The organism is Actinobaculum massiliense (genome assembly GCF_001457435.1).
GTDB lineage: Bacteria > Actinomycetota > Actinomycetes > Actinomycetales > Actinomycetaceae > Actinobaculum > Actinobaculum massiliense.
In genome coordinates this window covers 47990-68619 of sequence record NZ_LN881717.1, presented here as the reverse complement: position 1 = coordinate 68619, position 20630 = coordinate 47990, and the positions used below count along the sequence as shown (strand labels likewise).

18 protein-coding genes are annotated in these 20630 nt (G+C 58.5%); 7 read left to right on the top strand and 11 right to left on the bottom strand.

Features of this window, described 5'->3' with window-relative positions:
* Positions 1–37: 37 nt before the first annotated feature.
* The 11 genes from BN2664_RS02275 to argC form a co-directional block, all read right to left on the bottom strand.
* On the bottom strand, positions 38–1144 hold the full coding sequence (locus BN2664_RS02275) for a histidinol-phosphate transaminase (protein WP_007001840.1): 1107 nt from the start codon (positions 1142–1144) through the stop codon (positions 38–40).
* A complete protein-coding gene (locus tag BN2664_RS02270; protein ID WP_007001841.1) occupies positions 1144–1659 on the bottom strand; it encodes a YbhB/YbcL family Raf kinase inhibitor-like protein in 516 nt (171 codons plus the stop codon). Before BN2664_RS02270 ends, BN2664_RS02275 begins: the two co-directional genes overlap by 1 nt.
* Positions 1660–1675: 16 nt before the next feature.
* Positions 1676–3022 (bottom strand): histidinol dehydrogenase, encoded by a 1347-nt coding sequence (gene hisD / locus BN2664_RS02265; protein WP_007001842.1) that lies wholly within the window; start codon positions 3020–3022, stop codon positions 1676–1678.
* Positions 3023–3188: 166 nt separating this feature from the next.
* Entirely contained in the window at positions 3189–3974 is a 786-nt protein-coding gene (gene uppS / locus BN2664_RS02260; RefSeq protein ID WP_051014195.1) for a polyprenyl diphosphate synthase, read from the bottom strand.
* A 138-nt stretch (positions 3975–4112) separates the two neighbouring features.
* Entirely contained in the window at positions 4113–4517 is a 405-nt protein-coding gene (locus BN2664_RS02255) for a hypothetical protein (protein WP_007001844.1), read from the bottom strand.
* Positions 4518–4521: 4 nt separating this feature from the next.
* Positions 4522–6567, bottom strand: coding sequence for a M3 family metallopeptidase (locus tag BN2664_RS02250; RefSeq protein ID WP_231723436.1), 2046 nt, complete (start codon positions 6565–6567; stop codon positions 4522–4524).
* Positions 6568–6577: 10 nt separating this feature from the next.
* On the bottom strand, positions 6578–7801 hold the full coding sequence (locus BN2664_RS02245; protein WP_007001846.1) for a glutamate--cysteine ligase: 1224 nt from the start codon (positions 7799–7801) through the stop codon (positions 6578–6580).
* Positions 7802–7991: 190 nt separating this feature from the next.
* Positions 7992–9140 carry an acetylornithine transaminase gene (locus tag BN2664_RS02240; protein WP_007001847.1) on the bottom strand — a complete coding sequence of 383 codons (1149 nt, stop codon included), beginning with the start codon at positions 9138–9140 and terminating at the stop codon, positions 7992–7994.
* Between the two features lie 40 nt (positions 9141–9180).
* On the bottom strand, positions 9181–10074 hold the full coding sequence (gene argB, locus BN2664_RS02235; protein ID WP_007001848.1) for an acetylglutamate kinase: 894 nt from the start codon (positions 10072–10074) through the stop codon (positions 9181–9183).
* Positions 10071–11231, bottom strand: coding sequence for a bifunctional glutamate N-acetyltransferase/amino-acid acetyltransferase ArgJ (gene argJ / locus BN2664_RS02230; protein WP_007001849.1), 1161 nt, complete (start codon positions 11229–11231; stop codon positions 10071–10073). The genes argB and argJ overlap by 4 nt, the downstream gene beginning before the upstream one ends.
* Complete coding sequence (argC, locus tag BN2664_RS02225; RefSeq protein WP_007001850.1) at positions 11228–12271, bottom strand: N-acetyl-gamma-glutamyl-phosphate reductase; 1044 nt, start codon at positions 12269–12271, stop codon at positions 11228–11230. Before argC ends, argJ begins: the two co-directional genes overlap by 4 nt.
* 402 nt (positions 12272–12673) lie before the next feature.
* Between argC and BN2664_RS02220 the strand changes: the two genes are divergently transcribed.
* The 7 genes from BN2664_RS02220 to BN2664_RS02190 all read left to right on the top strand — a co-directional run bounded on the left by BN2664_RS02220 (position 12674) and on the right by BN2664_RS02190 (position 20587).
* Positions 12674–13894, top strand: coding sequence for an arginine deiminase (locus tag BN2664_RS02220; protein WP_007001852.1), 1221 nt, complete (start codon positions 12674–12676; stop codon positions 13892–13894).
* A 30-nt stretch (positions 13895–13924) separates the two neighbouring features.
* Entirely contained in the window at positions 13925–14932 is a 1008-nt protein-coding gene (argF, locus tag BN2664_RS02215; RefSeq protein ID WP_007001853.1) for an ornithine carbamoyltransferase, read from the top strand.
* Entirely contained in the window at positions 14932–15840 is a 909-nt protein-coding gene (gene arcC, locus BN2664_RS02210; RefSeq protein WP_007001854.1) for a carbamate kinase, read from the top strand. The genes argF and arcC overlap by 1 nt, the downstream gene beginning before the upstream one ends.
* A gap of 143 nt (positions 15841–15983) precedes the next feature.
* A complete protein-coding gene (locus tag BN2664_RS02205; RefSeq protein WP_007001855.1) occupies positions 15984–17111 on the top strand; it encodes a hypothetical protein in 1128 nt (375 codons plus the stop codon).
* A gap of 62 nt (positions 17112–17173) precedes the next feature.
* Complete coding sequence (locus tag BN2664_RS02200; protein ID WP_007001856.1) at positions 17174–18307, top strand: DMT family transporter; 1134 nt, start codon at positions 17174–17176, stop codon at positions 18305–18307.
* Positions 18308–18447: 140 nt separating this feature from the next.
* Positions 18448–19764, top strand: coding sequence for an MFS transporter (locus BN2664_RS02195; RefSeq protein WP_058120607.1), 1317 nt, complete (start codon positions 18448–18450; stop codon positions 19762–19764).
* A gap of 103 nt (positions 19765–19867) precedes the next feature.
* Positions 19868–20587 (top strand): TetR/AcrR family transcriptional regulator, encoded by a 720-nt coding sequence (locus BN2664_RS02190; RefSeq protein WP_058120606.1) that lies wholly within the window; start codon positions 19868–19870, stop codon positions 20585–20587.
* Positions 20588–20630 lie beyond the last annotated feature (43 nt).

Here is a 20630-nt window from a genome sequence, read left to right as displayed (position 1 = left end):
CGTACGCCCGGTGCCTGAGTTTCTAGTGCCGCAAGCTCTAGCACCTATAGCCGAGCGCATCGAGAAAGGCCCGGTTCTCCGGCGTCGTCCCCACGGTGACGCGCAAGAATTCTGCTGGTCCGGTTTCGCGAATCAGCACGCCTTGCGCCAACACGCGCTCCCATTCACGATGTCGGTCGCTAAAGCGACCGAAGCAAATGAAGTTTGCGTCGGACTGAAGTACTTCGAATCCTCGATTCCTCAGCTCGTCGACCAAAGCGTCTCGATCGGCGCGAAGCTGCGCTACATTCGCCTGCAGGTCCGCCGCGTGATCGAGCGCCGCGCAGGCAACCGCTTGGGTCAGGCTCGACAAATGATAAGGCAACCGCACCACGTTGAGCTGGACGATCAGGCGCGGATCGGCCACCGCATATCCCAGGCGTAGCCCGGCCGCGGCGAATGCCTTTGACATTGTTCGCGTAACAACCAGGTGCGGATACTCCTCCAGCAGCTCGAGCGCGGAAGGAACTCCCTCGCGCCGGAACTCGGCATAGGCCTCGTCAACCACGACCAGGCTTCGTGCACCCGGTGCGCCCTGCGGCTCCACCTGCGCCGCTATGTGGAGGATCGCCCGCAGTTCCTGAAAATCGAGGGCGGTTCCGGTGGGATTGTTGGGAGATGCCAAAAAAATAATCGCCGGGCGCTCGCGCTCAATATCGGCTTGCGCCCGAGCTAGGTCCAGGCGAAAATCATCGCCTCGCGCCCCCGCCACAAACTGCGAAAAGGTGTTGCGCGCGTACTCGCTGTACATCGAGTAGCTGGGAACAAAAGTCATCACTTTTCGCCCCGGCCCCGCAAAAGCGGTAAGCAGCTGCGCCATGATCTCATTCGATCCGTTAGCCGCCCAAATTTGGTTCGGGCTGGGTGCCACCCCACTCTCCTGTGCTAGATACGCGCTAATTTTCTTCCGTAACTCGGCGAAATCGCGATCCGGATACCGGTTGAGATCCCGCAAAGCCTCGCCCGCCGCGCGCTCCATTGCCTCACGCACGAGCGCCGAGGGCGGGTACGGGTTTTCGTTGGTATTGAGCCGAACGTCCACCGCGAGCTGGGGTGCGCCATAGGGCTCTTCGTGCTCGAACTCTGACCGATACGGAAATTGCATTATCCGGCGTTTTCCCACGTACCAATGAGCATCCCGCGTCCCAGGATATGGCCGCGCGCCATAAAGTGTGCCACCGCGGGGCGCGCTTCGCCATCGAGGTCGAGGCGGCTATCGAGGGCGTGCACCGTGAAAATATAGCGGTGCGGACCGTGCCCGGGCGGCGGGGCGGCGCCCTGGAATGCCGCGGTTCCGCCGTCGTTCTTGAGATTGATCGCCCCCTCCGGAAGCTCGTCGCCGGCGCCTTGCGCCAGGCTGGTAACACTGGCGGGAAGGTTAATCGCCACCCAGTGCCAGTATCCGGACGGGGTGGGAGCATCGGGGTCGTAACAGGAAACCATATAGGCTTGTGTGCCCTCGGGTCCCGCTTTCCAGCTGAGCTGCGGGCTCAAATCCTGCCCGCCCGGAGTGGTCCCGGTGCCGGTCGCGGACTCGGGGAGCTGGCCACCCGCCTCAAAATCTTCCGAGGCTAAAGCAAGATCCACCCGCCCCGCTTCCAGTTCATCGTAAGGATTCATGATTTCTTCCCGCCTTTTAGACGCTCTTGGGCGCGGCGTCGTTTCGCGCGGTCACGGCATCGGCATGTGCCGGCAAATCTTCGTCGACGGCGAGGGCCCGCAATGGTTCCTCCAAGCTGAGCAGTGCCTCCCGCGTGTACTCGATTTCCTGCACTGATTTGAGGAAATCGAGGGTGTTGAGCCCCGATGCGAAGGCCGCGGTCCCGCCGGTGGGGAGCACGTGATTGGAGCCTCCGATGTAGTCTCCCAGTGGTACGGGCGAGAAGCTTCCCAGAAAAATCGCGCCCGCGTTGTGGATCTGATCCGAAACCTCGCGATTATTGCGGGTTTGAATTTCCAGATGCTCGGCTCCGTAGGCATTCGCGGCGGTGATCGCATCTGCGACGTCCTTGACCAATACGATGCCGGATTGCGGGCCAGAAAGTGCGGTTTTCACGCGCTCCGCGTGCTTCGTTTGCGCCACCTGACGCTCTACCGCGGCGTCGACGGCGTCCGCGAGTTCAACGGAATACGTAAAGAGCACCGAGGCCGCGGCCGGATCGTGCTCCGCCTGCGAAATAAGATCGGCGGCGTCGTACTCCGGGTTTGCTGAATCATCCGCAATAATCCCAATTTCCGTGGTACCAGCTTCGGCATCAATGCCAACTACACCTTGCACCGCGCGCTTTGCCGCTGCCACGTATATATTGCCCGGCCCGGTGGTGACGTCGACTCTCTCGCAGAGGACCTCGCCATCCGAGGTACCCGGTTGCCCCTTTGCACCGTAAGCGAACATACCAATCGCCTGGCCGCCCCCAACTGCGTAAACCTCGTTCACTCCCAGGAGTCCGCAAGCGGCGAGGATGGTGGGGTGCGGAAGGCCGTTGAAGTGCTCCTGCGGCGGCGAGGCAACCGCAATTGATTGCACCCCAGCCACTTGGGCAGCGACCACATTCATGACAACCGAGGAGGGATACACCGCCAGTCCGCCGGGAACATAAAGCCCGACGCGGCGTACCGGAATCCACCGTTGGCGCACAATGCCGCCGGGAACAATCTCGCGTTCCACCGGCTTAGGCACCTGCATTTCGTGGCCGGTCCGGTTATGTGCAATCGAAAGCTCAAGAGCATGCTTTATCTGCGGATCCAGCTGAGCCACGGCTTCATCAATTGCCTCTTGTGGAACGCGCAAATGTTCGGGATAGACGCCGTCAAACTTTTGCGCCAGCTCTCGCAACGCCTCCCCGCCGCGCTCACGCACCTGCGCAATGATTGGCCGCACGGATTCAAGCGCCTTCTCAACGTCCACCTCCGCGCGCGGAAGCACCTGAACGAGCTCGCGTTCGGAGATCTCTTGGTCCCTTAAATCAATTCGGTGCAACATAACCAAATTGTAGCGATGCTTCGCGTAGTCTTCGCGAGTCTTTTATTTTATAGACTCAGCTTTTTGGGCCGGCAAACGGTTTCGTGGCCCGTAAACGGTTTCGTAGCCAGACACCCGTCCCGTGGCCGGCAACCGGTCTGGTGGGATGCTTTTTGAGCGCGGACCGTTAGCGGCGTTTTCCTACCTTGTCGACGGCGCCGCCGAAGCGGCGGTCGCGATTGGCATAGTCCTCACACGCCCGCCAAAAATCCTCGCGGGTGAAGTCCGGCCACATGACGTCGGTAAAGTAAAACTCGGCGTAAGCCGACTGCCACATAAGGAAGTTCGAGGTGCGCAACTCCCCACCGGTACGAATAAGGAGGTCGACGTCCTTCATATCGGGCACGTACAAATGGTCCACTATCAGGCTCTCGGTAATATCTGCCGGGCGCAGTTTGCCACTAGCTACTTCTTCGGCAATGCGCCGAGTGGCATCGACAATCTCGGTACGTCCGCCGTAGTTAATACAAACGTTTGCGCGAAGCCCCGTGTTCTGAGCCGTCAGGAGGCGGGCCTCACGAATTTCTTTGAGAACCGAGCTCCACAGGCGCTGGGGCCTGCCGACCCAGTTCACGCACACATTCCATGAGTTGAGCACATCGCGATTAGAGCGAATGAGCTCGCGCGAAAAGCCCATCAAGAAGCTGATCTCCGCGGGCGAGCGGCGCCAGTTCTCGGTTGAGAACGCGTAGACGGAGAGCTCTTCGACACCGATTTCAATTGCCCCGGCAACCACATCCATCATGGCCTGGCCGCCCACTCGGTGTCCCTCTGTTCGCGCCAAGCCCCGCGCGTTTGCCCAGCGTCCGTTCCCATCCATCACGATCGCAACGTGGCGGGGAACTTTTTTTAGCTGCGGAGGATTAACCCCCTCGCGATGCAGGCGCGGGTTTGCTCCAGGGTGCTCAGTCATGGAGAAATTGTAAGCTCCCTCGAGTGTTTTTTGCGCCACCCTCGCTCGCAAAACGAAAAGGCCGGCGACTCAGTCACCGGCCTTTCGATATTAAGAACTCGCTAGCAGGCTCTGCTAGCCCAAGAACGCTACGACGCGCTAATGCGTCTCATCCGTCTCTTCGAAGTCGTAGTCATCGTCGAGGTCGTCCTCATCGTCTTCGTCCTCGTCATCATCGTCCGAATCGTCGAACTCGTCGTCGTCGAGGTCATCGTCGGAATCGCCATCCTCCGAATCCTCGTCCGAGTCGTCGAAGTCGTAGTCGTCGTCGTTGTAGTCGATCTCGTCGTCGTCCGAATCATCGTCACCCCAACTATCGAGAGGGGATTCAACGCCGAACTCGGTGAAAATGACGTCGTCATACACCGTGTACGCATCGGCGAGAGCGTCCGCGGCTTCTAGCACCGACGATGCCTCAGGATCGTCAGCGGTAGTCGCTGCCTGATGGAAACTTTCGAGCGCGCCAATCAGACGGTCGAGTGCAGAGCGAGGATTCGTAGCCATGCGGTTAGCCTACCGCGTGATTCCGATGAAGTTCCAGCCCGTGCCGCCGAGCGAGCGGGGCCGGATCCACTTCCCGCCCACGCAGGGCCACAAATGACTCGTTCGGATCGCGCGAAGCGCCGCGCGAGAGGATTTCTGCGCGAAGCCGATCCCCCGCTTCTCGATTGAGCCCACCATCGTCGTCGTGCGCCGCCTCGGTGCGCAACCACTCGGCGACGTCGGCGTCGAGCGCTTCGGACCAAACGTAAGAGTAGTACGCCCCGGAGTAGCCACCGGCGAAAATGTGGTTGAAATAGGCGCTCCGGTAACGCGGAGGAATAAGGTTTGAGCCCAGCCCGCTCGCCGCTACCGCGTCGCCCTCCAGCATGCTGAAAGAGGCGGCGTAATCCGGAATCGCGCTTTCGCGCAGGCGGTGCCACGACTGGTCGAGAATCACCGCTTGCAACAGTTCACTCATGGAATGCCCACTGCCAAATGAGCGCGAGTCCACCAGGCCTTTCGCCAGTCGCTCCGGCAGCGGCTCACCCGTTTCGTAATGCTTGGCGTAATTAGCTAAAACGCGTGGATGTAGCGCCCAAACCTCGTTGAGCTGGGAGGGGAACTCAACGAAATCTTGCGGCACACTGGTGCCGGCCACGGAGGGCCAGCGAACATCGCTCAAGAATCCGTGCAGAGCGTGGCCGAATTCGTGGAATGCCGTCTCGACCTCGTCCCAGGTCAGCAAGGTCGGCTCCCCGGCGGCCGGCTTGGTGATATTGAGGTTATTGCAAATAATTGAGGCCGGCGCGCCCTCGCCTGATTTCTGCGTAATCGCGTGCATCCACGCCCCGCCCGCCTTGCCGGCACGGGCGTAGTAGTCACCGATGAAGAGCCCGAGGGAGGAACCATCGGCGTCGAGAATTTCCCACACCTTCACCTCCTCGGCGTAACCGCGCAAATCTTCGCGGCGGCGCGCCGAGATTCCGTACAGCTCATGAGCGGCGAAGAAAACTCCGTTTTCTACCACGTTCGTCAGCTCAAAATAAGGAGCTAGAGCGGCGGAGTCCACAGAGAATTGCTTTGCGCGCAAGCGCTCCTGCGCCCACATCCAATCCGCCGCGCCGAACCGCGCGTCGGCGTAAATCTGGTGAGAAAGCTCCTGCTGTTCACCAATCACCCGCTGCTCAACGCCATCAACCAGTCCGTAGACCAACGTGTCAATTGCGTCGAGGTTATGCGCCGAGCCCTGGGCGGCCACGTACGCGGCGTGATTATCAAATCCGAGCAGTCGCGCGGCATGGGCGCGCAAGCGCACAATATTGAGGATCATGGCGCGTGTATCGGTAAGCGCATCGTGGCCATCGCACCGATTCATCGAAGCTTCGAGGAGCTTGGCGCGGGCCAGCGGATTATCAAGCTGGGCCAGAAGCGGCTGCTGGGTGGGAAGCTGCAGCACCGCGAGGTACGGCGTCTCCTGCGTGGCCTTCCCGTTCTTCTTCGCGTCCTCCGCGAGCGCCGCCTTCTGCGCCTCGGAGAGGCCCAGGGTTTCTTCTTCGGTAAGTCCGACGGCGTCTGTCAGCCCGGCCTGAACGATCTTTTGGCTGACCCCGGTGGTCAGTTGCGCCAGGCGCTGATTCACCTTTGCTAGCTCCGCCCGGGTTTCTGCGGGCAGGTGGGCGCCGGCGAATTTGAAATCGCGCACGTGCTTAGCCACTACCTCGCTCGTTTCCTCATCAAGCGGAATTTGCGCGAGTTCTTTGAACCTGGCGTAGAGGCCCGGGTTGGTCAATACAGCGTCCTGATGGGCAGCAAGCTCGGGCATGAGCTCGGTTTCCGCGGCGTTCCACGCCTCCCCGCCAATGGACGAGGTATAGGTATCGAAAAGCGAGACGGCCTGGTCAAGCTCTTCGCCTGACAGCTCGAACGGGCGTAGCAAGTTATCGATAGCCGGAGTTTCCTCCGCCTCGGCCAGCCGCGTTACGAGCTCGATGCGCTGCGCCATAAGTTCGCGAATGCGCGCAGTAAGAGACTCGGGGCTAACGGTTGAAAAATCAGGTAACTGTATTGCCATGCAGGCTAGCTTATCGCGGCGCCGCGGCACCGGTGGGAAGCGACTGGTACTTTTCCGGTTCGGCTTTTTCTAGCGATTCGCGTTCGTGCTGGACGAAAGTGGTGGCATCCAGGGGGCGCCCGGCCTCCATCTCCGCAATCATGAAACGCACGATGGCCTCGCGATAGCGCCGGGTCTGTTCCGAGATCGAGAGCATGCGCTGGTAGGGCGCGCCTAGCTTCAGCACCTCGCCCACCATGGCCAATTCCTCCGCGCACCCGAGTTCGATCGAAATAGGTTCGAGCTCGCGAACCATCCGCTCGAGGGTCTCGGTCACCAGCTCCTCATTTCCCTCTTTGTCCAGGATCAGAATGGCATCCATTCCGTAGCGAGCCGCGCGCCATTTGTTTTCGCTAATAAACCAGTCCGGCATTTTCGGGAGCGTCTTTCCCGCATCAAGCTGGCGCGAGTAGTACTCCACGAGGCATTGGCTCAGCGCCGCGACCATGCAGATTTCGGCGAGATTCGTCGCCGCGTCACACATGCGCATCTCAATGGTGCCAAACTTCGGCGAGGGGCGAATATCCCAGCGAACTTCGTCGAAATTACTAATAATCCCGGTCTTTTGCATGCCCGCCGCGTACTCTTCAATCTCCTCCCAGCGTTCGAATTGATGTGGGGTACCCGCCGTGGGAAGCTGCTGGAACACCATCGCCCGGTTATCCGCATACCCGGTGAGCGCGGCATTCCAGAAGGGTGAGGCGGCGGTCAGCGCCTGCAAATGCGCGAAGCGCGTCAAAAGCGCGGAAAGAATTGGTAGCGCCTTTCGGCTGTCCTCAATTCCAACGTGCACGTGCGTGCCGTAGATCAGCATTTGCCGCCCCCAGTACTGGGTTCGTTTGACCAGCTCCGCGTACCGATCCGAGTCCGTGATCCGTTGGTAGACCGGGTTAGCAAAGGGGTGGGTGCCCGACGACGCTAGCGAAATCCGTAGCGGCTCGGTCACTGACTTGAGGAGCTCCAACGAGCCGGCCAGATCCTCGCAGGCCTCGCCTACCCGCCGGCGCGGCCGCGAAACAATCTCTACCGTATTGAGGAGCATTTCTCGGTGAATTCCCGAGGTGTCCTCAGGCAGACCATGAACGGCCTGAATAACGGTTTCTCCGGCCTGGCGCAGATCGTAGGAGTCCTGATCGATGAGTTGCAGTTCCCATTCAATGCCGACGGTGGATCGCGGTGAGCGGTTGAATTCCATCTGTGTTCCTTCCAGAATCCGGCAGACGCGAGCGGTAGGTGTAGGCACGCCAGCGCGCGGTTCCAGGCTATCCGGAAGCGGAACAGCAGGTGTCTCGATCTCAGAATAAGGGCACGCTGAGTAGGGCCTTCCGGCCGCCCGGCGCCACCTCACCTAGCGATGAGCACCGGTTTCAATGCGCGCTGCGAAATTAGGCAACCACCCGCGCCATCACCTCAACAAACGGCTCCAATTCCCGCGCCGTTATGACGAGTGGCGGAGCAAGGCGAATCGTCTCCTCGTTGGGCGTATTCACAATGAACCCCTCCTCGAGGAGTTTCGCCGCGACCTTCTTCGCTTCCTTGACCTCGATTCCCAGCAAAAGCCCGCGGCCACGAACCGCAAAACCTATACCTTCAAGCTGGTGACGCAACCATTCCCCGGTCTGCGCAACGTGCTCGAGCAAGCCCTCCAGCACCTCCAGAGTGGCGAGAGCGGCGCTGGTGCACACCGGGTTTCCGACGTACGTTGAGCCATGAGAACCGGGGGTGAAAAGCTTGCCAGCCTTGCCTATCCCCACGCAGGCGCCAATTGGGAATCCGGAGCCCAGGCCTTTTGCCAAGGTGACGATGTCTGCTCGAACCGTATCGGAATGGCAGAGCCATCGTCCCGTCCGCGCAATTCCGGTTTGCACCTCGTCGAGAATAAGAAGTGCGTCGAATTCGTCGGCAAGTTTGCGCGCCGCCAGTAGCACCTCCCTCGGCACAGGCCGCACCCCGGCCTCGCCCTGAATTGGTTCCATAAAAATTGCGGCGACGTCGGCGTCAAAAGCCTCGGTGATTCCCTCCACGGAACAGGGAGTGAACGTCACGTTGTTTGGTAGCGGTTCGTAGGGCTCGCGGATGGCGGGTTTGTGAGTGATGGAAAGGGCACCCAGCGTGCGGCCGTGGAACCCCTTCTCCAGGGCGATCACTCGACCCCCCGGCTTGTGAAGACGCGCAATCTTGAGCGCCGCCTCATTGGCTTCCGCACCGGAGTTCGCAAAGTAAGTGCGCACCTCGTCCGCGGGATAGCCCTCCGCGCCGAAAATCCCTTGGATACGCTCAGCCAGCTCAAGCTGCGGAGCGGTGGTGAAGAAATTCGAGGTGTGCCCGAGCGTCGCGATCTGTTGCGAAACCGCACTGACTACCCGCGGGTGGCAGTAACCCGTGGAGTTGACGGCGATCCCGCCAAGCAAATCGAGGTAACGGCGGCCTTCCGCATCCCACACGTAAGCACCTTCGCCTCGCTCCAACATGAGTTGGGGTGGTCCAAAGGTGTTCATGAGGGCGTTCGCGTAACGTTCTTTGAAATTATTCATCGCTTTCCTCTCAGTGCTGTTTTTCAGCGCCGGAGCGCCGTCACGGATGGATCACCGTGCCGATACCTTCATTTGTAAATACTTCAACGAGCATCGAATGTGCCATGCGGCCATCAACGATATGGGCCTCTTTGACACCATGGTCGATGGCGTACAGTGCGGCATTCATCTTCGGGATCATGCCGCTTTGTAGGCTGGGGAGGAGCTCGCGCAACTCGCTCGCCGAGATCTGCTTAATAATGCTTTCTCGGTTGGGCCAATCCCGGTACAGGCCCTCCACATCAGTTGCCATGATCAGCTTATAAGCGCCCAGCGATTCAGCTAAATGTCCAGCGGCCAAATCAGCGTTGACGTTCAAGACTTCCGTCGTCGCGTCGACATCGACCGCCACGGAGGAAACAACCGGAATGCGGCCGGTATTGAGGACGTCGAGTACGGCAGAGGGAGTTACTGACACGATATCGCCCACGTGCCCCAAATCCACGTCTTTGCCATCCACGCTCACCATGCTTCGCCGCGCGGTGAACAGGCTGGCATCCTCGCCCGAAAGGCCAATTGAATAGGGGAAGTTCTCGTTGAGCAGAGAAACAAGCTCACGTTGCACTTTACCGGTGAGAACCATGCGAACAATATCCATGGTCTCATCGTCGGTATAACGGTATCCGCCCCTATACTCTGGCTTCAGATTAATGCGCTCGAGCATTGCACTAATTTGCGGACCTCCCCCGTGCACCACCACGGGCTTAATGCCCACGTGGTGGAGGAAGACGATGTCCTCCGCGAAGGCCAGGCGCAACTCCGGCGAAATCATCGCGTTGCCACCGTATTTGATAACGAAGATACAGTCGCGGAACTTCCTCATCCACGGGAGGGCTTCGATAAGAACTCCCGCCTTCAGGCGTGCGCGGTCAATTGTGTTGTCAAGATCAGTCATGATGAATATGCCGAATTCTCGTGAACGTACTCGTGGGTCAGATCAGTGGTCAGCAAAGACGCCGCGTGCGGCCCGGAATGGAGCACTAGGCGCACCTCGATACACCGATCCGACATATCAACTTTGTCCGGGCTGGATGCGAGCACCCCCGCCCGGCTCACGCAAACATCATTGATGAAGAGTTCAATATCCGCGGGATCATAGGCGGCTACATCGCTCCCGACGGTCCCCGCGGCCGAGAGGATTCGCCCCCAATTGGGGTCATTCCCGTAGACGGCCGTCTTGAAAAGATTCGAACGGCTGATAGCACGCGCTACCGCCAGAGCGCCGCTTTCCGAATCAGCTTCTTCTACCTTGACCGTGATGACGTGGCTGGCCCCTTCGGCGTCGTTCACCAGCTGCTCGGCCAAATCATGCGCCGCTCTAGTTAGCGCAGCAACGAACTCGTCCGCATTGGGCTTCACGCCGGATGCTCCCGAGGCCATAAGCACCACGGTGTCGTTCGTGGACATGCAACCGTCTGAATCGATTCGATTGAAAGATTCGTTCACCGCGGCGGTCAGTGCCTCGTCCGCCTCGCGCGGATCGAGCACCGCGTCGGTGGTCAGCACGCACAGCATGGTGGCCAACTCGGGAGCGAGCATGCCCGATCCTTTGGCGATGCCCCCAATCGCGTACGAGCCCAGATTTACCGCCACATTCTTAGGCCGCGTATCCGTGGTCATGATCGCTTCTGCCGCATCGCTACCACCGTCAGGGCTCAGCGCCCGCGCCGCCAATTCCACGCCGGAAAGCAAGGGCTTCATTGGCATGGGACGCCCAATGATTCCGGTGGAGCAGACCGCCACGTGTTCGGGCGAAATACCTAAGCACTCCCCCACTTTTGCGGCGGTGGACAGAGTATCCGCGTCGCCTTGTGGGCCCGTACAGGCGTTGGCGTTCGCTGAGTTGAGAACGATCGCCTCCGCGTACCCAGACGCCGCAATTTTTCGAGTGTAGACAACGGGCGCGGCAGCGAATCGATTGGCGGTGGTCACCGCCGCAAAAGTCGACTTGGGGCCCATATTTTGAATCAAAGCTAGGTCGCGCCGCCCTGAACGCCTAAGCCCGCTGGCGACGCCGGCCGCGAGGAAACCTTTTGGCGTGGTTACTGTCATGGTGCCATTCCATTCTGTTTAAGGCCGGTACTTTCATCCAACCCCAGAGCGAGGTTGAGAGATTGAATTGCGGCGCCCGCGGTTCCCTTCATAAGGTTGTCGATTGCGCAAACCGCGGTAATCGCCTCGCCGTCGCGGTTGAGGGTCGCGTACACGAGGGCGGCGTTACTACCCCGGACCAACCCGGTGGAAGGCGGAGCGTCGCACAGTTGGACGAACTTTTCGTTCTCATAAGCGTTGCGGTATGCATTCTCGACGTCGTCTGCACTCACCGCATCACGCAAAGGAATGGTGACCACCGCGACGATTCCCCGCGACATCGGCACCAGAATCGGGGTCATTGAAAGTGAGCGAGTTACGCCACCGGCTGTGCGCAATGCCTGCGCAATTTCCGGGATGTGGCGATGCGTACCTCCCACTTTGTAGGGCGCCGCGGATTCAATCGCTTCGCTGAAAATAAGATTCGGTTTAGGAGTTTTTCCGGCCCCCGAGTAGCCGACCGCCAGGGTGGCCGTGATGCCGGTTCCGTCCGTCAGGCCGGCCGCTACCGCGGGTTGCGTAGCGAAGATAACCGCGGAGGCATTACATCCGGGAGCGGCGATATTCTTCGCCTGCTTCAGGCGCTCACGATGCGAGGGGCCATCGCGTCGCAAAAGCTCAGGAACGCCGTAGGTCCACGAGCCGTAATAGTCGCCCGGATAGAAGGCGTGCCAATCCGCTTCGTTTTCGAGGCGATGGTCCGCGCTTAGGTCAACGATGCGACACCTTGGATTCTCCGCCTCGATATCAGCGGCGATCTTTCCGGCGTGGGCGTGCGGCAGCCCGAGCACTACCACGTCATTGCGCGCTAGGCGGCGAGCATTGGTTTCCTCAACCTCCAGGTCCGCATAGGTCCGCAGGTGAGGATGGAAGTCCCTTAATTTCCCGCGCGAGGTCCCCGCGCAAAGCAACGCTGGTTCGAGTTCGGGATGGCCGGCCAGGATGGAGAGCAACTCCCCTGCCGCGTACCCCGTTGCACCGGCAATGCCTACCGAAAACATTTTTCTGCCTCCTCCGGGCACAGCGTCAAAATGCCAAAAACGCTCGCTCATCAGATGCGGTAGCCGCGATTTTACCGGCGTTTAACCACAACCTTAACGCATAGGACAGACGTCCTAAGTGTTCGAAACTTTTACCTATCAAGTTCAGGGCCAGATGTTTTCGTTTAGCGAAAACGCAAATATTCTGGCTCGATATCGCGCCATCTTCCTTGAGAGACGCGACTTCTTTAGAATAACGGTACACACGTACCAAAAAAAGGACTATTGTCCCTGGTACGGGCGTACCAATTCGAAGTACGCTCACATCACAAGCCGCAAGGAAGCGGCGCATACAAGACAGCAAGATAGAAGCAACCGCCAGTCGGTTACTTGAAACCAACTACGAACTCGGATGGGTTGACAATGACGTTTTATGTTGGATCTGAGGTAGCTCCTCTGAGGTCGGTAATTCTCCACCGGCCCGGTGAGGAAATGCTTCGCCTCACCCCAGCCAATCGAAACACTCTGCTTTTCGACGACATTCCGTGGCTCAGCCGCGCTCAAGAAGAGCACGACGTTTTCGCTGACACGCTCCGTAACCGCGGCGTCGAAGTCCTCTATTTCACTGACCTTCTCAGCGAAACTCTCGATATCGAGGAAGCCCGCAGGGACCTCGTTACTACCACGTTCTCCGCAAGCGAGTGGGGCGTTACCCTCGCTGATGCGCTGACCGAATACGCACTCGGACTGCCCAGCAAGGAGCTGACGAAAATCCTCGTCGGCGGCCTCACCAAGAAAGAGGTCCTCGACCGCGTCAATCCCCCCGGCTCCGCGTATCTTTCGGCGCACAGTACGGATGACGTTTTGATTTATCCCCTTATCAACCACCTTTTCACGCGCGATACTTCAGCGTGGGTGTACGACGGCGTAGCGGTCAACACCATGCAGATGCCGGCGCGTAAGCGCGAAAGCATCCACTTCTCCTCGATTTATCGCCACCACCCGCGCTTCAAGGATGCCGGGTTCAAGTTCTGGAACGATATCTCCAGCAAGGAGAAGGCGCCGGTCGAAGGCGGAGACACTTTGGTCATCGGCAACGGCACCGTACTTATCGGAATGTCCGAGCGAACCACCGCCCAGGGCGTAGAAATCCTCGCTCATCGCCTGTTTGAGGCCGGTTCCGCCGAGCGCGTCATTGCTCTGTGCATGCCCCACGAGCGCGCGATGATGCACTTGGATACCGTGATGACGATGCTCGACGTCGATACCTTCACCGCTTACCAGCAGCTCGGCAACTTGGCCTCGCTGGAAATCACTCCGGGCGCGGGCGGCCAGCTCAAGATTGTTGAGCACGACGCTGACGAGATGTGGAACGTCATCGCGAAGTCGCTTGGCCTCTCCAGCGTACGGGTTTTAATTACTCCGCAATCGTCTCTTGATGCCGAACGCGAGCAGTGGGATGACGGTTGCAACTTCCTGACGGTCGCCCCCGGCGTCGTCGTCGGATACGACAGAAACACTGCCACGAACGCGTACCTCTCCGACAACGGAATTGAGGTGCTCTCCGTTCCTGGCGCCGAGCTCGGCCGCGGACGCGGTGGCCCTCGGTGTATGAGTTGCCCGATCAAGCGGGACACCCTATAAACCCGGCACCTATAGAAAGGACTAACAAAGATGCCGAACCTCAAGGGACGCTCGTTCCTCAAGGAACTTGATTTTACAAGCGAAGAATGGCGCTATCTTCTGGATCTTTCAGCCGAGCTGAAAGCAGCGAAGAAGGAAGGTCGCGAGAAGAAGACCCTCAAGGACAAGAACATCGCCCTTATCTTTGAGAAGACTTCGACTCGTACCCGTTGCTCGTTCGAGGTTGCCGCCTACGATCAGGGGGCGCACGTGACCTACCTTGACCCCTCCGGGTCGCAGATGGGCCACAAGGAATCCGTGGAGGACACCGCTCGGGTGCTGGGCCGCTTCTATGACGGCATTGAATTCCGCGGTAAGAAGCAGGAGCACGTGGAGATCCTCGCCGATTTGGCCGGTGTTCCGGTCTGGAACGGCCTCACCGACGAGTGGCACCCCACCCAGATGCTCGCCGACCAGCTCACGATGTACGAGCACGCCGACGGCAAGGATTACAACGAAATTGCCTTCGCCTACGTGGGCGACGCACGCAACAACGTTGCTAACTCGCTAGTTATCGCCGGTGCGATGCTGGGCATGGAAGTCCACCTGGTTGCTCCCAAGGAGCTGTGGACCGATCCGGAAATCATCTCCAAGGCTGAAGAGATCGGCAAGGAGACGGGCGCCAAGATCGTCCAGTCGGATGATCCGCGCAAGGGCGTTGAGGGTTGCGACTTCATCTACACCGACGTGTGGGTCTCGATGGGCGAGCCCAAGGAAATTTGGGACGAGCGCGTCAAGCTCCTCACCCCCTTCCAGGTGAACAAGGAAATGATGGAAGCTACCGGCAAGAACGCCAAGCTCCTTCACTGCCTGCCCGCTTTCCACGACCGTCACACCACCATCGGCGAAGATATTTTTGAGCGCTACGGTCTGGAGTCCATGGAAGTCTCGCACGAGGTCTTCGAATCGGAGAATTCGGTGGTGTTCGATCAGGCCGAAAACCGCATGCACACCATTAAGGCAGTTATGGTCGCCACGCTCGGTGAGGACGTCGACTAATGCGAATCGTCGTAGCACTCGGAGGAAACGCGCTTCTTGAGCGCGGGCAGAAGCCCGACGAAGCCCCGCAGGTCGAAAACGTCCGCAAGGCTGCTCAGGCTCTCGCTCCGCTCGCCCAGAAGCACGAGTTGATTCTTACCCATGGAAATGGCCCCCAGGTGGGAGTCCTCGCCGCGCAGTCGGCGTCGGATCCTAACCTGAAGGAACCGTATCGCTTCGATACCCTCGGCGCGCTTACCCAGGGCATGATCGGCTACTGGATGCTCCAGGAACTGGGCAATGCCCTCGGAGAAGCCAAGGTCACCACGATCATTACGCAGACGCTTGTTGATCCGGCGGACCCGGCTTTCGAGAACCCCACCAAGTTCATTGGTGAGGTCTATGACGAAGAGGGTGCCAAGGCAGCCGAAGCGGAAAAGGGCTGGACGTTCAAGGCCGACGGGAAATACTTCCGCCGTGTTATTGGCTCCCCCAAGCCGGTTGAGATCATCGAAACTCCGGCAATTCGCACCTTGCTTGAGGAAGGCTACACGATCATTTGCGCGGGCGGTGGCGGAGTTCCCGTTACCCGCGACGCCGACGGCAAGCTCTCCGGGGTTGAGGCTGTTATCGACAAGGATTCAACCGCAGAAAAGCTAGCCGAGGAGGTGAAGGCCGATGCACTTCTTATCCTCACGGATGTCCCGAACGTGATGAAGGACTACGGAACCCCGGAGGAAGAAGCTATTGGGACGACGACGCCGGATAAGCTACGTGCCATCGGCGCTCCCGCGGGATCCATGGGACCGAAGGTCAACGCAGTGTGCACCTTCGTTGAAAAGACCGGCGGAATCGCCGCTATTGGCCGGCTCGAAGATGCGGTAAGCATCATTGAGGGGCAGGCTGGAACCATCGTCAAGAACAGCTAAATGGAAGGACTCCGAAAGGAGCCGCTTCGGAAAAGGAGGGTTAACGCTTCCGAAGAAATCACTGCGGTGATGGCTAGATGCCTGAACCGATAACTAATCCAACTGTTTGATCAATCATCAAAAACTCAATGAGGAGAAAAACAATGACAAAGATCGTAAACTCCTGGAACGATTTCGATCCGCTCAAGCGCGTTATCGTTGGTAAGGCTGACTTCTCGATGATCACTCCGGAAGAGCCCGCCAACGCCGAGAAGGTTCCGATCGATTCGGATATGCGTGGCCAGTGGGGCCCCCGCCCCACCAAGACCGTTGAGATCGCCAACGAGCGTCTCGATGGCCTGGTCAAGGTTCTTGAGGATCACGGCGTCATCGTTGACCGCCCGACTCCACTGCAGTGGAACCAGCACATCCAGACCCCTGATTTCCGCAATGACTCGATGATGACCTGCATGCCGCCCCGCGACATCCTGCTCACGATCGGCAACGAGATCATGGCTTCCGCCAACTCCTACCGCTCGCGTTACTTCGAGTACCTCGCCTACTGGCCCCTTATGAACCAGTACTTCGAGGAGGATCCGGAGTTCAAGTGGACGCAAGCTCCCCGCCCGCGCCTGACGGACAAGTCCTACAAGCACAACTACTTCGATGAGGAAGTCTCCCTCGAAGAGCGCCTCGAGCGCACCGCGAACAAGGACTTCTCCACCACCGAAATCGAGCCCATGTGGGACGCCGCTGACGTGATGCGCGTTGGCAAGGACCTCTTCATCCAGCACGGCCTGACCACCAACCGTAAGGCCATGGAATGGTTCAAGCGCTACTACCCGGATCTCCGCGTACACGCGGTGAACTTCCCCGGCGACCCCTACCCGATCCACATCGACGCGACCTTCGTGCCGCTTCGCCCGGGCCTCATCATCAACAACCCGAACCGTCGTCTCCCCGAAGAGCAGCGCAAGATCTTCGAAGCCAACGATTGGCAGATTGTTGATGCGGCTCAGCCGGCGCACCAGACCCCGCCGCCGCTGTGCTACTCGTCCGTCTGGCTCTCGATGAACTGCCTCGTGCTCGATCACAAGACGGTTATCGTCGAGGCCTCCGAGGTCAACCAGCTCGAGCAGATGGATCAGCTCGGCATGAACGTAATCCCCGTTCCGTTCCGCGACGCTTACGCGTTCGGCGGCGGCCTGCACTGCGCCACCGCGGACGTTTATCGCGAGGGCACCTGCGAGGATTACTTCCCGAACCAGGTCGAGGATCCCACCCTCGTCTAATTGACTAAACAGATAGAGGGGCGTCGCTGCAACGGCGCCCCTCTATCAAAAAAGGAGACTAAATGAGCGGCACACAAGCCTCCTCGAGCGGCACCGAGATGAACAAACCACTTGGTTTTATGTCGATTTTGATTTCGGCAACCGGTATGGCTCTCGTCGGCACCTTGGGGCGGTTAGCGACCCCGGTTAATGAAGCTACCGGCCAAAAATACATCACCGGAGACTTCTTAGCTCTGGGCCGAATGATAACCGGTGCTTTGGGAATGTTCATTATCGTTCTCATCGTCAAGAAACTTCGCAAGATTTGGGAAACCCGGCTCTCGTTCGCGGTTGTGGCAGGCGGCGTATGCATTGGCGCATCACTCGCCTTCTATGTGTCATCAACGTTGATGACTTCCATCTCGAACGCGGTCTTCCTTATTTACACCGGGCCCCTTTTCTCAACAATCCTTGCAAGGATCTTCCTCAAGGAAAAGATTTCCGTCAGAAACGGAATCTTCCTCAGCTTGGTCTTTATCGGTATGCTCCTGACGGTTGGACTCATCCGTTTCGACGGCGGACTTCAGTTCGGCATCGATTTTGGAGCCAACCCCGATTTCCCGAACAAGGTTCTTGGTGATGCCTTCGGCCTCGCCTCCGGTATTTTCTACGGTCTAGCGTTGTTCTTCTACCGCTTCCGCCCGGATATTGATTCCGAGATTCGCAGTTTCTGGAACTTCATTTTCGCCTCGGCCGGTTCCCTCGTCGTCATGATTTTCCGAATTACGACCATCGACAGCACCAACCCCCTCGAGGTGATGACCGGAAAGAACTGGGCGTGGGCTATGGTCATGTTCATTGTCTGTGGTTTGGTTGCTCTTGGCTTCCTGGTGGTCGCGGGTAAGCACCTGCGCGCTGTGGAGCTGTCCACCACCGCCTACTTCGAGTGCGTCGTGGCACTTGTACTGGGTGCGGTGGTCTGGCATGAGTCGATGACCCTGGCCGGAGCCATCGGCGGTCTGCTGATTATCGTCGGTGGCCTTGGACCCATGGTGATTGACGGCCTTAAGCGCCGCCAGAATCGTGGCGAGACTCAAACCCTCGATCCGGAGACTGGGACAAAGGACAAGGAAATCTACGCTGCTGATCAGCTAGGATCAATAAAAGATTTCCAAGAAACCGGCCCCAGCAAGCCAGCTGACACTTCTACTATCTAATCCATCTCTAGGTGCCGGCGGGATCCCCGCCGGCACCTAGCACACTTAAAACCGGTTGCCGCCCCGATATAAAGCCAGATTCGGCCGCACAGCGCTGTGCGCATTCGCGTGCATCGTCCTCGGCTTGTGAGGAGATGATTATGACTAATCAACCCAACAATAATAATTCGGACCCGGTGGATCACAGCTACATCCGCAAGGCAGCGGTGGCGTGCTTCATTGGAAATTTCACCGAGTGGTTCGACTACGCCTCTTACGGCTACCTCGCCGCTGTGATCGGCATGGTATTTTTCCCCGATGCCGATCCTACGGCGCAACTTCTTTCATCGTTCGCCATTTTTGCTGTTTCCTTCATTTTCCGACCCATTGGGGCAATTTTCTGGGGCTACCTCGGAGATCGAAAAGGACGGCGGTGGGCGCTGTCCTGGTCGATTCTGCTCATGGCCGGCTCGACCTTCTGCATTGGATTGCTCCCGACCTACCAGGTTATCGGCCTCTTCTCGGCCGGGCTCCTGCTGATCCTCCGCATGGTGCAGGGTTTTTCTGCCGCCGGCGAGTACGCTGGGGCGGCGATCTTCTTGGCCGAGTCTTCCCCCGCCAGTAAGCGCGGCCTTTATACCTCCATCGTCCCCGCTTCCACCGCCACCGGCCTACTTACGGGATCAATTGTGGTGACGGTTCTGTTCGCTTTTCTCAGTGATCCCCAGATGCAATCGTGGGGTTGGCGTATTCCCTTCCTTATTGCCGGACCGCTCGGATTCATTGGGCATTACATCCGTATGCATTTGGAAGATACCCCGGAGTATCAGCGCTTCACCGAGAAACAGAAGCGTAGCAACCAAAAGCACACACCACTGCGCCAACTCTTCCTCCACTATCCGAAGAATGTGTTCTCCACCTTTGCGGTGGCCAGCCTCAACGCAGTGGCGTTCTATATGATCCTGAGCTACCTCCCGACCTATCTTTCGCAGGAGCTCGGCTACACACCCGTGGAGTCGAATGTATCCGGATCGATTATGCTCGCGGTCTACATCATCATTATCTTCCTCATGGGGCATATTTCCGATTCCGTCGGCCGCTTCAAGATGCTCATTACCGCATCAATCTGCTTCATCTTCTTGACGGTCCCGTTCTTCTCGCTGATGCGCTTCGGCTCGATCATCACCGTCACCTTGGTGGCAATTGCGTTCTCCACAATATTGACCATCAACGACTCAACGCTTCCCACCTTCCTTTCGGAGGCCTTCCCCACCCAGGTCCGCTATACCGGCTTTGCGCTGTCCTTTAATGGCGCAAATGCAATTTTCGGTGGCACGGCACCGTTCGTTTCGACCTGGCTCATTGCGCAAAGTAAAAATGTGCTAGTACCCGCTTTCTACCTCTGCGTCGTGGCTTGTTTTGCACTGGTCGGAATGCTGTATGCACGGCACGAAATCCACCTTGAGGGGGAGGATTAACCTGATCTCATGCTTAGTACACGGAAAGTTTGAAATACCTCGCTCTGCTATTCTGTAGTCATTCAACGCATATTAAATTGACCCTCGACTGGATCTTTTCTATATGCCTGAAGAAAACAGAGAAAATCGCCGTCTGCTCGTATCGCGTTCCACGCGATATCTAGTTTACGATCGCGATTTCGAAGCACTTCAGGAGAGAATTCTCATGGGCGTTATCGCCACACAAAAAATGGATCAGAAAACTCAAGCCGAGCAAAAAGACGCGAGCCTCAGCAAGGGTGAGCGACGACGGCAGGAGATCATCGAGGCCACGGCAGAATTGATTCTTGAGGGCGGGCCGAGCAACGTCACGCACCGCAAAGTCGCAAGGCGTGCAAATTGCTCACTATCGGCCACCACCCATTATTTCTCGGGCCTCGATGAGCTCCTCGCAGAAGGCGGAAAACTCAATATCAAACGATGGAGTTCTCGCGCGAAGTCCGTTATTGCGGAAATTGAGCGGCAAGATCCGCCCTCAAAAATGGAAGACAGGATCAACCTCATCCTCAAGGCCTGCCTCCCCCACCACGACAATTTAGAGAACCACTACAAGCAGCTGGTTGCGGCGTCTGCCCACCCCGCAGTTGCAAATGCCTACGGTGCCGGCCGCCAATTCCTTGATCAGGCCGTCAATTCTCTCCTGAAATTCCTCGGCATCAAAGCTAGCGCAAATATCATTATTGCCATTATCGACGGGGCGGCCGTAGCCGCCATATCCGAGGGCGGGGATGTGCGAAACAACGTGACAAGAACTCTTCGCGAATTTCTGGAGATGCTGGCCTAGAGCACGGGAACTCCAATGGCTTCGCGGGGAATAAAAGGGGTAC

Excerpts from the sequence above, each read along its gene's own strand:
- BN2664_RS02275 (WP_007001840.1), bottom strand. The coding sequence starts at position 1,144 with ATGCAATTTCCGTATCGGTCAGAGTTCGAGCACGAAGAGCCCTATGGC.
- BN2664_RS02270 (WP_007001841.1), bottom strand. The coding sequence starts at position 1,659 with ATGAATCCTTACGATGAACTGGAAGCGGGGCGGGTGGATCTTGCTTTA.
- hisD (WP_007001842.1), bottom strand. The coding sequence starts at position 3,022 with ATGTTGCACCGAATTGATTTAAGGGACCAAGAGATCTCCGAACGCGAG.
- uppS (WP_051014195.1), bottom strand. The coding sequence starts at position 3,974 with ATGACTGAGCACCCTGGAGCAAACCCGCGCCTGCATCGCGAGGGGGTT.
- BN2664_RS02255 (WP_007001844.1), bottom strand. The coding sequence starts at position 4,517 with ATGGCTACGAATCCTCGCTCTGCACTCGACCGTCTGATTGGCGCGCTC.
- BN2664_RS02250 (WP_231723436.1), bottom strand. The coding sequence starts at position 6,567 with ATGGCAATACAGTTACCTGATTTTTCAACCGTTAGCCCCGAGTCTCTT.
- BN2664_RS02245 (WP_007001846.1), bottom strand. The coding sequence starts at position 7,801 with ATGGAATTCAACCGCTCACCGCGATCCACCGTCGGCATTGAATGGGAA.
- BN2664_RS02240 (WP_007001847.1), bottom strand. The coding sequence starts at position 9,140 with ATGAATAATTTCAAAGAACGTTACGCGAACGCCCTCATGAACACCTTT.
- argB (WP_007001848.1), bottom strand. The coding sequence starts at position 10,074 with ATGACTGATCTTGACAACACAATTGACCGCGCACGCCTGAAGGCGGGA.
- argJ (WP_007001849.1), bottom strand. The coding sequence starts at position 11,231 with ATGACAGTAACCACGCCAAAAGGTTTCCTCGCGGCCGGCGTCGCCAGC.
- argC (WP_007001850.1), bottom strand. The coding sequence starts at position 12,271 with ATGTTTTCGGTAGGCATTGCCGGTGCAACGGGGTACGCGGCAGGGGAG.
- BN2664_RS02220 (WP_007001852.1), top strand. The coding sequence starts at position 12,674 with ATGACGTTTTATGTTGGATCTGAGGTAGCTCCTCTGAGGTCGGTAATT.
- argF (WP_007001853.1), top strand. The coding sequence starts at position 13,925 with ATGCCGAACCTCAAGGGACGCTCGTTCCTCAAGGAACTTGATTTTACA.
- arcC (WP_007001854.1), top strand. The coding sequence starts at position 14,932 with ATGCGAATCGTCGTAGCACTCGGAGGAAACGCGCTTCTTGAGCGCGGG.
- BN2664_RS02205 (WP_007001855.1), top strand. The coding sequence starts at position 15,984 with ATGACAAAGATCGTAAACTCCTGGAACGATTTCGATCCGCTCAAGCGC.
- BN2664_RS02200 (WP_007001856.1), top strand. The coding sequence starts at position 17,174 with ATGAGCGGCACACAAGCCTCCTCGAGCGGCACCGAGATGAACAAACCA.
- BN2664_RS02195 (WP_058120607.1), top strand. The coding sequence starts at position 18,448 with ATGACTAATCAACCCAACAATAATAATTCGGACCCGGTGGATCACAGC.
- BN2664_RS02190 (WP_058120606.1), top strand. The coding sequence starts at position 19,868 with ATGCCTGAAGAAAACAGAGAAAATCGCCGTCTGCTCGTATCGCGTTCC.